This is a genomic window from Pseudomonas sp. NFACC14 (assembly GCF_900106885.1).
GTDB classification, from domain to species: Bacteria; Pseudomonadota; Gammaproteobacteria; order Pseudomonadales; family Pseudomonadaceae; genus Aquipseudomonas; species Aquipseudomonas fluorescens_AA.
Genome location: NZ_FNOA01000020.1, coordinates 1 through 14,067, shown reverse-complemented (window position 1 = coordinate 14,067; position 14,067 = coordinate 1). Strand labels below are relative to the sequence as shown.

Here is a 14,067-nt window from a genome sequence, read left to right as displayed (position 1 = left end):
GCTTGTCAGACTGCTATCAATTCGAGAGGCGCGGCAGGATCAGATCCTTGAGATCGGTCAGCTTGCCATGAAAAAAGTGTCCGCATTCTGCCACTTTCAGCAGCTCATGGGGGCGTTGGAGCGTGTCGGACCATTCGTAAACCAACTGCGGATCGACCACTTCGTCGGTTTCCGGCTGGATCACGGTCAACTCGCCACCGGTCGGCAAGGGCGATCGCTCGTCCAGGCGCATCACCGCCGGGGCCACCATGAACAGGTGCTTGACCGGTCGCCCCTGGGCTTCCAGGCGCCCGCCCAGGCTGGCGGCGACAAAGCCGCCGAAGGAAAAACCGAACAGGGTCAGGGGCAGTTGCGGGTATTTTTCACGCAACCATTGGGCGACAGCCTGGGCGTCATCCACTTCGCCGGTGCCCATGTCATGGGTGCCGGCGCTGGCACCTACACCACGATAATTGAAACGCAACGTTACCAGCCCAGCATCACGGGCAGTGCGTTGCAGGGTCGAGACCACTTTGTTGAGCATGGTCCCGCCTTGCACCGGGTTCGGGTGGCAGATCAGCGCCAGGCCACGGGGGGCCTCGCTGTCCAGGTACAAGGCTTCCAGTTGGCCCACGGGGCCATCGATGACGACAGGGGTTTCGCGCATAAGCAAGGGAAAGAACTCCGTGACCCCGAATTGGGTCGACTCGTCTAGCTAAAGTCTGTGCCTGGCATGATTGCGATGTTCTTCGCGGTATACAGCGCAGGTCCGAGCCGTTAACGTAAAGCAAAGCCGTTTATAGAGGAAGGACTCGTGGAACACTCGCTCTTAGTTTGGTTGTTGCCGACTCTTGCCCTGGTTGCCGGTGTCGCCATTGGATTCCTGCTTGCCCGACTGCTGCCCAATGCGGTGCCCAACAGCACGCAACGTCAGCTGGACGACATTCAGGAACGTTTCGACAGTTATCAGAATGAAGTGGTCACCCACTTCAACAGCACCGCTTCTCTGGTGAAAAAACTCACCCAGAGCTACCAGGATGTCCAGGATCATTTGTCCGAGGGGGCCAATCGCCTGGCCCTGGACGAGCAGACTCGCCAGCGCCTGCTGGCCGCCCTGCAAGCCGATGCGGCACAGACTCCACGGGAACGCCTGACCCCACCAAAAGGGATCCAGGAACCGCCGCGGGACTACGCCCCCAAGGCCCCGAATTCGCCCGGCATGCTCGATGAGCATTACGGTTTGAAGAAGTAATCTGCGAGCGACACCCAAAAGCCCGCCCGATCACATGATCGGGCGGGCTTTTTTTAGTCCAGGAAAATCCCCCTGTGGGAGCGAGCTTGCTCGCGATGATGGCGGTATCCCACATCACCGGCTCAGGCAGACCGCTATCGCGAGCAAGCTCACTCCCACAGGGGTTGGCGCCAGCCACAAAAAACGGGGGCCATGTCTGCATGGCCCCCGTTTCATTTACCGCCCAGCTGTCATGGGTACTGCTGGTAAGTCTGCCCCTGCTGCTGCGGCGGCGCCTGGTATTGCTGGCCAGGAATGGCCTTGAGGTTGACCTCGACACGACGGTTTTGCGCGCGGCCATTGACGTCGGCGTTGCTGGCCACCGGGTTGTCCGGGCCGGCGCCGCGGGCCGAGAGGTTGGCACCGCTCACGCCCTGGGACGTCAGGTAGGTCGCCACGCTCTGGGCACGGCGCTGGGACAGGTCCATGTTGTGCTGGCGGCTGCCGGTGCTGTCGGTGTAACCGACGATCTCGATCTGGTTCTGGTTGAACTCCTTGAGGGAGTTGGCCAGGTTGTTCAGCGGCTGGTAGAAGCTGGACGCGATGTTCGCCGAGTCGGTGGCGAAGGTGATGTTGCCCGGCATGATCAGCTTGATCTGGTCGCCCTGGCGCTGCACTTCAACGCCGGTATTGGCCATGCTGGCGCGCAGTTTCTTTTCCTGCTGGTCGGCGTAGTAACCGTAGCCGGCCGCGGAAGCCCCCACCACCGCCGCACCGATCAACGCACCCTTGCCCCGGTTATCGTGACCGATGGCCGCACCGGCCAACGCCCCCGCCAGTGCACCGAGGCCGCCGTACTTGGCGGTTTTGCTCATGCCCGAGGATTCGGTAGAGGCCTGGCCCTGGTTGTCATAGGGGTTAGGCGACGCACAGCCGGACAACAAGGCCACAGCAGTAGCGACAACGATCAAGCGACGCGAGGTGAACATGGAATGCTCCTGGTTTCAGTCTGGGTGCCAGGGCGTAGGCAATCGACTCTGGCAGGCGTTGGAACGCGGCAATCGTTAAAAATTCCGTCCCGCTGCGTTGCGCTTCGCCCGGCTGCGTCATAAGAAACCGTCGTCTGGGCCGGTTGCCTCAGCCCTGCGCCAGACAGCGACTCACGCCCCTGACGATCATCTCCACTTCCCGCCCATCGATCGTCAGCGGCGGCAGCAGGCGAATGGTCTGGCCCCGGGTGACATTGATCAGCAGGCCGTGGTCCCGGGCGGCGCGAAGGGTCAGGTCGCGGACCGGTTGCTTGAGTTCGATGCCGATCATCAAGCCCTGGCCGCGAATCGCCAAGACATTCGGGTTGTCCGCCAGCTCGGTCCGCAGCCGGCCCAGCAATTGTTCGCCCTGGTGCCTGGCGTTCTCCACCAGCGCTTGTTCCTCGATGATGTCCAACACTGTGCAACCGACCCGACAGGCCAGCGGATTGCCGCCGAACGTACTGCCATGGCTGCCAGGGGTAAACAGCTCGGCAGCCTTGCCCCGTGCCAGGCAGGCACCGATGGGCACACCGTTGCCCAGGCCTTTGGCCAGGGTCATGACATCCGGCACGATGCCCTCGTGCTGGAACGCGAACCATTGGCCGGTGCGGCCGATGCCGGTCTGGATCTCGTCGAGCATCAACAGCCAGGCGCGCCGACTGCACAACTGCCGCAAGGCCTTGAGGTACCCCGGTGGAGCGAGTTGCACACCGCTCTCACCCTGGATCGGCTCCACCAGCACCGCGACGATGCGCTCGGCGTGAGCTTGTTGAATCTGTTCCAGCGCCGCGAGATCGCCGAACGGTACCTTGAGGAAATCCCCCGGCAACCGGTTGTAGCCCAGCCGTACGGACGGACCGTCACTGGCGGACATGGTGCCCAGGGTGCGCCCATGGAACGCGTTGTCCATGACCACCACCAAGGGCTGCTCGATGCCCTTGTGCCAGCCGTAGAGGCGCGCCAGCTTCAGCGCGGTTTCGTTGGCCTCGGCACCCGAGTTATTGAAAAACGCCCGCTCCATCCCCGACAGTCGGGTGAGCTTTTGCGCCAGGCGTTGCTGCCAATCGATGCTGTACAGGTTGGAGGTGTGCAACAGCAGGCCGGCCTGCTCGCTGATGGCGGCCACCAGCCGCGGGTGGGAATGGCCGACATTGGTCACCGCCACGCCCGCCACCGCATCGAGATATTCGCGACCGTCCTGGTCCCACAGGCGCGTCCCCAAACCATGGGTGAAATTCAGCGCCAGGGGTTGGTAGGTGGTCATCAGGCAGGCAGCGGTCATGGCATCAAGCTCCATCGGGTGGTTTTTTTCCAGTATGGTTAGCCACCAAAGCTGGATAAACGCTGCTTTACTTCAATCATTTAAAAGCTGAGCTTGATAATGGACCTGTTCCAGGCGATGACCGTTTACGTGAAGGTGGTAGAAACCGGAAGCCTGACGGCGGCGGCCCAAGCGTGCGAAATGTCCACCACCATGGTGGGCAATCATCTTCGTGCCCTGGAGCAACGCCTCGGCGTGCGCCTGATCAACCGTACGACGCGGCGCCAGCGCCTGACAGAATTCGGCTCGGCCTATTACCAGCGCTGCCTGGAAGTACTGGGGCTGGTGGCCGACTCCGAACGCCTGGCCGAACAGACCCAAGGCGAGCCCACCGGCACCCTGCGCATCACCGCGCCGCTGACCTTCGGTACCGAACGCCTTTCGCCGGCACTGGCCGAATTCAGCCAGCGCTTCGTCCAGGTCAAGCTCGACGTGGTGCTGACCAACCAGCGCCTGGACCTGCTCGACCATGGCTTCGACGTCGCTATCCGCCTCGGCCATCCCGACCCGAAACTGATTGCCCGTCCGTTGCTGGACTACACCCTGACCATCTGCGCCTCCCCCGCTTACCTGGCCCGGCGCGGCACGCCGGAACAACCGGCGGACCTGCAACGACACGACTGCCTGTCGTTTGCCTATTCGGCAGCAGATGAATGGCGCTTCGCCCAGGATCACTGGCCCATCAACGGGCCGGACGGCGAGATCAAGATCCCGGTGAACGGGCCGATGCTGATCAACAGTTCCTCGGGCCTGCATCGCGCCGCCCTGGCCGGGATGGGCGTGGTGATGTTGCCCGACGCCCTGGTGGCCCAGGACCTGAAGGATGGGCACCTGGTGGCGTTGCTGCAGGGCTACCAATTGCCCCATCGGCCGATGAGCCTGATGTACGCGCAGGATCGCTACCGCTTGCCGAAACTGCGCAGTTTTGTCGAGTTCGCTCTGGAGAAATGGGGCAAACCCCAACTCCCAACCCCAACCGAATGACGACGTAGGAGCTGACGAGTGCAACGAGGCTGCGATCTTTCCCCAGACACTTGAGTCCCAAGCGAAAGATCAAAAGATCGCAGCCTCGCTTCGCTCGACAGCTCCTACGCTCAAGGCGTCCCCGGCTAGTGACCCCGCGCCCCATCAGCTACTCTTCCTCTTGGACGAGCATTTTGATATCAGGGCCGACGAGGAAACGACGATGGGAGACGCCTCGAACATCGACATGCTGCGGTTCGACCTGTCCGATCTGGACGAAGGCGTACTGCACACCATTCTGGAACTGGTCAGCGACGGCATCTGGGACTGGAATGCCAACACCGGCTTCGTCTACCGCAACCCCGGCTGGTACACGATGCTTGGCTACCCGCCTCATTCACTGGATAACACCGTACTGACCTGGGAAAGCGTGATCCATCCGGAGGATTACCCGCGGGTCATGGCGTCGTTCGACGACTACCTGGAACAACGATCCCACCGCTACCAGGCCGAATACCGTTGCCGTATGCGCGACGGGTCCTACATCTGGATCGAGGATCGCGGCTATGTGATCGCCCGCAACCCGGACGGCACGGTGGCCCGCATGATCGGTGCTCATCGCAGTATCGATGACAAGAAGCGTCTGTTCGAACAATTGGAACGGCGTAACAAATCCTTGGAAGCCATCATCGAAGAACGCACCCGCGAACTGTCCCGGGTCAATCATCAGTTGCAACTCCAACTCGACGAGAACCGCAGGCTTGCCGAAACCGATGCCCTGACGCGGGTCGCCAACCGTTATCGCCTGGACCAGGCGCTGCCGCTGGCCTGTGAGCGCGCTCAGCGTTTCCGCGAGCCGTTGGCGCTGATCGCCATGGACGTCGATGACTTCAAGGACATCAACGATCGCTACGGCCACGCCTTCGGTGACGCAGCGCTGGTGCAAGTGGTGCAGAGCGTCAAGCGCTGCGAGCGCGGCAGTGACTTGCTGGTGCGCTGGGGCGGTGACGAATTCATCATGATCTTGCCCAACACCACCCTGGCCGACGCCCGCCTGCTGGCGGAAAGCATTCGTCGTGGCCTGTCCGACCTGCTGCCGCTGGGCGACTTTCAGATCACCATGAGTTTTGGCGTGGTGCAGCGCTTGGAAGATGAACAGCATTCGGCGTTGCTGCACCGGGCGGACCAGGCACTGTATCGCTCCAAGATGGCGGGCAAGAATGTGATTTGCGAATGAACGGTACCCCGGGCCAAACACGAAAAAGAATGCAGACATGAGGCGTTTGCAGCGGTCATAGGCTGTATACCTTGCGATCAGGCCCGCACCCTTGCCAACTCGACTTCCGTCCTCCTCACGCCTTTACCTGGGTTGCGCCGGCTGGTCGCTGCCCCGGGAGCATTGGCCGGCCTTTACTGCCGACGGGACGCATTTGCAGCGCTACAGCAGCCGGTTCCCCGCCGTGGAGATCAACAGCTCGTTCTACCGCCCGCATCGCCCCGCCACGTACGCGAAGTGGGCCGACAGCGTTGCCGGGGACTTCCGCTTTTCGGTCAAGGTGCCCAAGCAGATGACTCACGAACGGCGGCTGATCGACTGCGAAGGGCTTGTGGATGAATTCCTCGGGCAATGCTCGCAACTGGGAGAGAAGCTTGGCTGCCTGTTGATTCAGCTGCCACCGTCGCTGGCCTTCGAGGCTGCCGTGGCCGAAGTATTCTTCAAGGCCTTGCGGGACCGTTATCAAGGTCATGCGGTGCTGGAGCCGCGACACCCGAGCTGGCTCGTCCCCCAGGCCGCGACGATCCTGCAAGACGCGTGCATCGGCCGTGTCGCCGCCGATCCGTCACCCTTGCCCGGCGGCGATCGCCCCGCTGGCTGGCCTGGCATTCGCTACTACCGGCTGCACGGTTCGCCACGGATCTACTACTCAGCCTACGAAGACGCCTGGCTGGAGCGCCTCGCCCGCACGTTGCAAGCCGACCCCGACACACCGACCTGGTGCATCTTCGACAACACCGCCAGTGGCGCCGCGACCGCAGACGCGTTGCGCTTGATAGACCTGATGCAGGACGCAAAGCCGTCACCGGCAACAAATGGTCAGTTGCTGCCGGTCCGACCGTGACAACACCGCTCGGGTCCAATAGATTAGGCGACCGGAAAAAAGCTCAATGCCTTTCTCGCCTCATCCCGCTAACAGAAGTAGTGAAATTTCAATGTCCGATTCCAACACCGCTGAATCCGTAGTCACCCTGTCGTCCAAAGCGGAATACGAAAACTCCATCAATCTTTCACAGCATCTGCCCCAGGCCAAAACCATCAGCGAAATGGTCCTCGATGCGTTCCAGTCGAACCGCGAAAGCGACCAGATCCGCGAACTGCGCAACGCCATCCGCCAGGCCCACGATGCCTTCGACGACGACAAGGCCTACGAACTGATGGGCCAGCTCAAACAGCTCAAGGACGCCGAAGCCGCCGACTTCGCGGCCCTGGAAGACCTGAGCAGCCGCTTCCCGATCAGCCGCATCCTCTCCAGCTACAAGGACGACCCATCGTTCCAGGAACTGGTCTACGGCCTGGCCCTGAAAGTGCTGAACCAGACCCACCAGGCCATCAGCAACCCGAGCGGCAGCAAGGGCAAGGCCTCGCGGGCCAAGAAGGAAGCCGAAGTGTTTGTCATCAGCAAGGACGGCATCAGCGTCACCCTGCCCCTTCGCACACCGCGCTCCAAGCCGAACGTCGACCGCGAAGCCTTCGAGTTCCTGGGCTTCAACTTCATAGGCGAAGGCGACGAAGCCGAGTTGGAAAGCGAAACCTTCCTGGACAATGACGGCACCGAACAACCGGCCACCCGCAAAGGCATCGTCACTGCGTTGCAACAGCAGAAAGCCTTCGACGGCTACAGCATCGCCCAGCAATAAGCCTCACCCGAGGCCATTGTGGGAGCGAGCTTGCTCGCGATGAGACCGGCACAGTCAGCACTCATGCAGGCTGAACCACCGCTATCGCGAGCTCGCTCCCACAGGAACATCGACAGCCCGCCCCCCCATGAAAAAGCCCCGCGCTTCTCTCGAAGGCGGGGCTTTTTCATGCAGCGTCTGAAGCTTAAGGCGCATACGTCAGCAGCAGTTCACTCGGCACTTTGAAGTCCAGGGACATCATGACGCTCAGGGCGGTGATGGTGAAGATCGAGAACACGAACAGCTTGCGTGCCCAGACCGTGTCATCCACCGCCTTGTAGCCGGTCCAGGCCATGTACAGCCAGTACATGCCCATGGCGGCGGCGACGGCGAGGTAACTCATGCCGGCGTAGCCGCTGAAGGTCAGCATCAAGGTCGCCACCAGGAAGGCCAGGATGTAGAGCAGGATGTGCTTCTTGGCTACCAGGATACCGCGCTTGACCGGCAACACCGGAATCGAGGCCGCCAGGTAGTCGTTGAAGCGGAAGATCGCAATGGCGTAGGAGTGCGGCATCTGCCACAGGCTGAACATCACCAGCAGCGTCAGCGCCGCCATGTCGAAGCTGTTGCTCACCGCCACGTAGCCGATCACCGGCGGCATCGCTCCCGACAGGCTGCCCACCAGCGTGCCGTGGACCGACTTGCGCTTGAGGTACAGGCTGTAGAGGCCGACGTAGATGACAAAACCGATCACCGCGAACAACGCCGCCAACGGATTGGCCACCCAGTACAGCAGCGCTACCCCGGCCACGCCCAGCACCGTGGCGAATGCCAGGGCCAGTCGCACCGGAATCAGGCCCTGGACCAGCGCCCGATTCTTGGTGCGTTCCATCTTGATGTCGATGTCGCGGTCGATGCAGTTGTTGAACACGCAACCGGACGCCACCACCAGGGAAGTGCCGATCATCGCCGCCAGGAAGATGGCCAGATCGACATGCCCTTTCGAGGCCAGGAAAAACCCGCCTGCCACAGAAAGCACGTTACCGAAAATGATCCCCGGCTTGGTGATTTGGATAAAGTGCTTCAGGGACATCCGGACTTTCCTCAGTGCGCCATCATGTTGGTGTGGATGCTGAACATGATCCACAACGACAGGCCAACCAGCAGGACAATCACGATCGCGGCAAAGACAAACGCGACCACGTTGTTACGTTGGGCGGCGGAGCGGTCCAGGTGCAGGAAGTACACCAGGTGCACCAGGACCTGGACCACGGCGAAGATCAGGATGATCCACAGGGTCAGGCTCTTGGGCAGCGAGGGGTACATCACCAGGCCGAACGGGATGACGGTCAGGATCACCGACAGGATGAAACCGATGGCGTAGGACTTGACGCTGCCGTGGCCGGCGTCATGGCCATCATGGGAATGTGCGTTAGCCATTTACAGGGTCCCCATCAGATAAACAACGGTGAATACGCAGATCCACACCACGTCCAGGAAGTGCCAGAACAGGCTCAGGCAGCTCAGGCGCGTCTTGTTGGTGGCGGTCAGGCCGTTTTTCTGGACCTGATACATCATGATCGCCATCCAAATCAGGCCGCTGGTCACGTGCAGACCGTGGGTGCCGACCAGGGTGAAGAACCCGGACAGGAAGCCACTGCGGTTAGGACCGTAGCCCTCGGAGATCAACATGTGGAACTCGTTGATCTCCATGCCGATGAAGCCGGCACCGAACAGGAAGGTCATGGCCAGCCAACCCAGTACCTGGGTTTTCTTGCCTTTGAACAACGCCAGCATGGCGAAGCCGTAGGTGATCGAACTGAACAGCAGCAGCGCGGTTTCGCCCAGTACATAAGGCAGTTCGAAGATGTCGTGGCCCGACGGGCCACCGGCGACGTTGTTAACCAGCACCGCGTAGGCCGCGAAGATCGACGCAAACAGAATGCAGTCGGTCATCAGGTAGAGCCAGAAACCGAATACGGTCATCTCGCCCGAGTCGTGGTGATGGTCATCGTGCCCATGGTCATGACCATGGGCGTGTCCAACATTGGTCACTAAGTTCGACATGGTTTAAGCCTGTTCCAACGAGGTTTCAACACGGGTGGCGGTGGCGGGGACTTTCCCGGCCGCTACCAGGCGCTTGTGCTGCTCGGCTTCGATGCGCTCGATGACATCCACCGGCACCATGTAGCCCTGATCGTCACGGGCGGCATGGATCACGAAATACACCACGGTGCCAACCAGGCTGGCGATGGCCAGCCACCAGATGTGCCAGATCATCGCGAAACCGAACACGGTCAGCAGCGCGCCCATGACCACACCGGTAGCGGTGTTGTTGGGCATGTGGATCGGCTCGTACTTGGCCGGGACCGGATACGCGGTACCGTTTTCCTTGGCTTCGGTGAACGGGTCGATCACGTCCGCTTTCGGCAGCACGGCAAAGTTGTAGAACGGCGGTGGCGAAGAGGTCGACCATTCCAGGGTATGGGCATTCCACGGGTCGCCGTGTTCGCACATGTTCTCTGGCTTGTTGCGGTCGCGTACGCTGACGTACAACTGGATCAACTGGCAGGCGATGCCGACAGCGATCATCACCGCACCGAACATGGCGACGTACAGGTACGGCACCCACTCAGGGTTGGTGGTGGTGTTCAGGCGACGGGTCATGCCCATGAAGCCCAGTACGTAGAGCGGCATGAACGCGACGAAGAAGCCGGTGATCCAGAACCAGAACGCAGCCTTGCCCCAGCCTTCGTGCAGCTTGAAGCCGAACGCTTTCGGGAAGTAGAAGGCAAAGCCGGCGATGTAGCCGAACACTGCGCCGCCGATGATCACGTTGTGGAAGTGCGCGATCACGAACAGGCTGTTGTGCAACACGAAGTCAGCGCCCGGGATGGCCAGCAGTACGCCGGTCATGCCGCCGATGGCGAAGGTCACCATGAAGCCCAGGGTCCACATCACGTGGCTGGTGAAGCGCAGGCGGCCCTGGTAGATGGTGAACAGCCAGTTGAACAGCTTCACCCCCGTCGGGATCGAAATCAGCATGGTCGCCAGGCCGAAGAAGGCGTTGACGCTGGCACCCGAACCCATGGTGAAGAAGTGGTGCAGCCAGACCATGAAGCCCAATACCGAGATCGCGCCGGAAGCGTAGATCATCGAGTGGTGACCGAACAGTTTCTTGCCCGAGAAGGTCGAGATGACTTCGGAGAAAATCCCGAACGCCGGCAGGATCAGGATGTACACCTCAGGGTGACCCCAGGCCCAGAACAGGTTGACGTACATCATCGGATTTCCACCCAGCTCATTGGTGAAAATGTGGAAATCCATGTAGCGGTCAAGCGTCAGCAAAGCCAGGGTAGCGGTCAGGATCGGGAAGGAAGCGACGATCAGGACGTTTGCCCAGGTGCAGGTCCAGGTGAAGATCGGCATGTCCATCAGCTTCATGCCAGGGGTACGCATTTTCACCACGGTGGCGAGGAAGTTGACCCCCGTCAGCGTCGTACCCAACCCGGATAGCTGTAGCGCCCAGATGTAGTAATCCATCCCCACGCCCGGACTGTATTGCAAGCCCGACAGCGGCGGATAGGCCACCCAGCCGGTCTTGGCGAATTCGCCAACGCCCAGGGACAGGTTGATCAGCACCACGCCGGACACCAGCAGCCAGAAGCTCAAGGAGTTCAGGAACGGGAAGGCAACGTCACGGGCGCCGATCTGCAGCGGCACCGCAAGGTTCATCAGGCCGGTGAAGAATGGCATCGCCATGAAGATGATCATGATCACACCGTGGGCGGTGAAGATCTGGTCATAGTGTTCAGGCGGCAGGTAGCCAGGCGAACCCTCGGTGGCCATGGCCAGCTGGGTACGCATCATGATGGCGTCGGCAAAACCGCGCAGCAGCATGACCATGGCGACGATGATGTACATCACGCCGATTTTCTTGTGGTCGACCGAGGTCAGCCACTCGGTCCACAGGTAGGTCCACTTCTTGAAATAAGTGATGCCTGCAAACAATGCCAGACCACCGAGCGCGATGATGGCGAGGGTCACCATGACAATCGGCTCGTGGAACGGGATCGCTTCCCAACTTAATTTACCAAACATCGTTTACTCCTCTGCCCCGGCAGCTGAATGCGAGCTCATGTCCATCCCTTCCATGTTGTGAGCCACTTCCTTCTCGTTCTTCTCGTGGTGCATCGGCTTGCCCGGATTCATCCCTTCATATTTGTCGATGATGGTCTGGAACAGGTTCGGCGTAACCGACGAGTAGAGCTCGACTGGGTTGTTCTGGCTCGGTTTGGAAAGGGCTTCGTATTCAGCTTTTTCAAGCTGTTTAGGTGCCTTCTTCACATCGTTGACCCAGGCGTCGAAATCTTCCTGGGTCGTGGCGATTGCTTTGAACTTCATGCCGGTGAAACCCGCGCCGCTGTAGTTGGCGGAGATACCGTCGAGTTCGGCGTTCTGGTTGGCGATCAGGTGCAGCTTGGTCTGCATGCCCGCCATCGCGTAGATCTGGCCGCCCAGGCCCGGGATGAAGAACGAGTTCATCACGGTGTCGGAGGTGACCTTGAAGTTGATCGGCGTGTGGGCCGGGAACACGATCTTGTTGACGGTGGCGATGCCTTGTTCCGGATAGATGAACAGCCATTTCCAGTCCATCGAAACCACTTCGATGGTGATCGGCTTGACGTCCGAATCCAGTGGACGGTACGGATCCAGGGCGTGGGTCGACTTGTAGGTGATGTAACCCAGGGCAATGATGATCAGCACCGGAATCGTCCACACCGCCACTTCGATCTTGGTCGAATGGGACCATTTCGGCGTGTACGTGGCCTTGGTGTTGGTTGCGCGGTACTTCCAGGCGAACAGGAAGGTCATGACGATGACCGGCACGACGACCAGCAACATCAGCAGTGTAGCGGTGATGATCAGGTTTCGTTCATCCAGGCCGACCTGGCCCTTGGGATCGAGCAAGGTCATGTTGCAGCCTCCCAGCAGCAACGTGCCGAGCAGCGGCAACAAGCCTAGTAATCGGGGGTACCTGTTTTTACTCATCTCACGACCTCTAAAGCAGCTTGCGCAATGCAGTTGGGTTTTGATCGCCAACACTTCACCCTGCCAAGGGTTGGCATTTCTTGGATTGAATAAGGGCTGCCCATCGAACGTCAGCGGCTGTTCGACACATCCCGGGCCAGCAGTGAGTTCTTATTCGTTGGTCAAAAGGCCTAGTTCAAGCCCAATTCCATTTGGTGCGGGTAGTTGGAGGCACCGACACCTGGGGTCGCATGGGGCGCTGGCGCCCTTCGACCACTCTCATGCTCAAGTCTGAGCCGGGTCGGAAAATCGGTGCGGGCGATTGTAGTGAGGTGACGCGCTGTAGACCATGTCTCATCCCGAAATAATTTTTAACCGATTCGGCAACAATCTCTTGCTGATATTGCAACGGGCCAGCATGGTATCGAAATTCATTCTCAACAAGAACCCCAAAAAACGTAGGTCTACTACGCCCGATTTAGACAGCTCGAGAGGCTCTTCAAGAGGTTTTTTGCCCGGCAAGCGCCCAGTTTTCGGGGCCTTCGGTGCCTGACGCGTCGCTGTTAAAAATGCCTGCTGCAGGCGATGCGCCCGTTGCGAAACCAGACATTTTTTTGTTACAGGAGAACGTGCTTTATCACCCTCGCAAAGGCTGAGCGCCGCAAGATATGTGACAACGTGTCGCACATTGCCGCAGGTCATTCTTGCCTCGGATCAAGACGCCCCGGCTTGAGCATGAAACGTAAAACGCCCCGGCTCTCCAAGAGAGAACCGGGGCGTTTCATCGAAGCGTTTCAGCGAAGCGGCTTGCGATTACGTGACACCAGCAACGGCACCAGCACCACCGTCAACACGAAGGCCACCAGCGCCCATTGCGCCAGGGACAGGCCCAGGATCGGTGGGTAGGGGGTGGAGCAAAAGCCATCGACCTGGAAACCCAGCGGGAAGATCTTCGCCAGCGGCAGGTCATCGACAATCGGTTGCAATACGTCGATACCGCAACTGACTGCGGGGAAGAACTGGGTATACACGTGATGCCCTGCCACACCGGCACCGGCCAGGGCACAGAGCACCACCAGGCCTTCGAAGATCGTCAGGCTGCGGCGGGTGCGCATGGCGGCGCCGATGAAGGCGAAGATCGCGATCAGCAACAACGCATAGCGTTGCAAGATACACAGCGGGCACGGTGCCTCGCCGAGGGCCACCTGCATGTACAGCGCGCCGCCGATCAGCGCCAGGCAGATCAGCCCCAGCAGCACCAGATAGCGCCGCTCACGGCCTAACCGCATCATTTCCTCACTCATTGCGTTTCCCTTTGTCTGCATGGATCGACGCGCAGCCTCGCGACACCCGGTGCGCGTTCGGATGTATCGAAGTCTACACGCTGACCATGACAGTGAACGAGCAGCGGGCGTCGACATTGGAGGGGAATAGACCGCAAGAAGGTTAAGCGGGGATTAATTCTGGCAGTTGGACAGGGATGGACCTGCAGTCGCCATCGCGAGCAGGCTCGCTCCCACAAAAGAATCAGTGCTGACTGCCAGACCTGCACATCTCATGTGGGAGCGAGCTTGCTCGCGATAGCGGAGGGTCAGCTTGCATTGCTGTTGAATGTG

15 protein-coding genes are annotated in these 14,067 nt (G+C 60.3%); 5 read left to right on the top strand and 10 right to left on the bottom strand.

Going from position 1 to position 14,067, the window contains the following annotated elements; translation table 11 throughout:
- Positions 1-16: 16 nt before the first annotated feature.
- Positions 17-646 (bottom strand): alpha/beta hydrolase, encoded by a 630-nt coding sequence (locus tag BLU85_RS23590; RefSeq protein WP_092204153.1) that lies wholly within the window; start codon positions 644-646, stop codon positions 17-19.
- A 147-nt stretch (positions 647-793) separates the two neighbouring features.
- Here BLU85_RS23590 and BLU85_RS23585 point away from each other — a divergent pair, with 147 nt between their 5' ends.
- The gene (locus BLU85_RS23585) at positions 794-1,231 is read left to right on the top strand and encodes a Z-ring associated ZapG family protein (protein WP_003205372.1); all 438 of its coding nucleotides are present in this window, start codon (positions 794-796) and stop codon (positions 1,229-1,231) included.
- Between the two features lie 230 nt (positions 1,232-1,461).
- Here the strand turns inward: BLU85_RS23585 and BLU85_RS23580 are convergent, their stop codons facing one another.
- Both BLU85_RS23580 and BLU85_RS23575 read right to left on the bottom strand, forming a co-directional pair.
- The gene (locus BLU85_RS23580; protein WP_092204154.1) at positions 1,462-2,199 is read right to left on the bottom strand and encodes a YiaD family glycine zipper/OmpA-like lipoprotein; all 738 of its coding nucleotides are present in this window, start codon (positions 2,197-2,199) and stop codon (positions 1,462-1,464) included.
- 148 nt (positions 2,200-2,347) lie between these two features.
- The gene (locus tag BLU85_RS23575; protein WP_092204155.1) at positions 2,348-3,523 is read right to left on the bottom strand and encodes an aspartate aminotransferase family protein; all 1,176 of its coding nucleotides are present in this window, start codon (positions 3,521-3,523) and stop codon (positions 2,348-2,350) included.
- Positions 3,524-3,622: 99 nt separating this feature from the next.
- Between BLU85_RS23575 and BLU85_RS23570 the strand changes: the two genes are divergently transcribed.
- The 4 genes from BLU85_RS23570 (at position 3,623) to BLU85_RS23555 (ending at position 7,441) form a co-directional block, all read left to right on the top strand.
- A complete protein-coding gene (locus BLU85_RS23570; RefSeq protein WP_092204156.1) occupies positions 3,623-4,546 on the top strand; it encodes a LysR family transcriptional regulator in 924 nt (307 codons plus the stop codon).
- A 202-nt stretch (positions 4,547-4,748) separates the two neighbouring features.
- Positions 4,749-5,762: a sensor domain-containing diguanylate cyclase gene (locus tag BLU85_RS23565; protein WP_092204157.1), complete on the top strand. Its 1,014-nt coding sequence runs from the start codon at positions 4,749-4,751 to the stop codon at positions 5,760-5,762.
- Between the two features lie 91 nt (positions 5,763-5,853).
- A complete protein-coding gene (locus BLU85_RS23560) occupies positions 5,854-6,645 on the top strand; it encodes a DUF72 domain-containing protein (protein ID WP_092204158.1) in 792 nt (263 codons plus the stop codon).
- Between the two features lie 91 nt (positions 6,646-6,736).
- The gene (locus BLU85_RS23555; protein WP_092166168.1) at positions 6,737-7,441 is read left to right on the top strand and encodes a hypothetical protein; all 705 of its coding nucleotides are present in this window, start codon (positions 6,737-6,739) and stop codon (positions 7,439-7,441) included.
- A 184-nt stretch (positions 7,442-7,625) separates the two neighbouring features.
- On the opposite strand, the gene cyoE is transcribed toward BLU85_RS23555, so the two are convergent.
- From cyoE to BLU85_RS23520, 7 genes are all read right to left on the bottom strand, one after another.
- The gene (cyoE, locus tag BLU85_RS23550; protein WP_092204159.1) at positions 7,626-8,513 is read right to left on the bottom strand and encodes a heme o synthase; all 888 of its coding nucleotides are present in this window, start codon (positions 8,511-8,513) and stop codon (positions 7,626-7,628) included.
- Positions 8,514-8,524: 11 nt separating this feature from the next.
- Positions 8,525-8,860, bottom strand: a complete 336-nt coding sequence (gene cyoD, locus BLU85_RS23545) for a cytochrome o ubiquinol oxidase subunit IV (protein WP_014340102.1) — start codon at positions 8,858-8,860, stop codon at positions 8,525-8,527.
- Complete coding sequence (locus tag BLU85_RS23540) at positions 8,861-9,487, bottom strand: cytochrome o ubiquinol oxidase subunit III (RefSeq protein ID WP_003178126.1); 627 nt, start codon at positions 9,485-9,487, stop codon at positions 8,861-8,863.
- Positions 9,488-9,490: 3 nt separating this feature from the next.
- Positions 9,491-11,521 carry a cytochrome o ubiquinol oxidase subunit I gene (cyoB, locus tag BLU85_RS23535; protein WP_092204160.1) on the bottom strand — a complete coding sequence of 677 codons (2,031 nt, stop codon included), beginning with the start codon at positions 11,519-11,521 and terminating at the stop codon, positions 9,491-9,493.
- A gap of 3 nt (positions 11,522-11,524) precedes the next feature.
- Positions 11,525-12,472: a ubiquinol oxidase subunit II gene (gene cyoA, locus BLU85_RS23530; RefSeq protein ID WP_060740731.1), complete on the bottom strand. Its 948-nt coding sequence runs from the start codon at positions 12,470-12,472 to the stop codon at positions 11,525-11,527.
- Between the two features lie 333 nt (positions 12,473-12,805).
- Positions 12,806-13,153: a hypothetical protein gene (locus BLU85_RS30810; protein WP_139208026.1), complete on the bottom strand. Its 348-nt coding sequence runs from the start codon at positions 13,151-13,153 to the stop codon at positions 12,806-12,808.
- Between the two features lie 92 nt (positions 13,154-13,245).
- Positions 13,246-13,755, bottom strand: coding sequence for a disulfide bond formation protein B (locus BLU85_RS23520; RefSeq protein ID WP_060740730.1), 510 nt, complete (start codon positions 13,753-13,755; stop codon positions 13,246-13,248).
- Positions 13,756-14,067 lie beyond the last annotated feature (312 nt).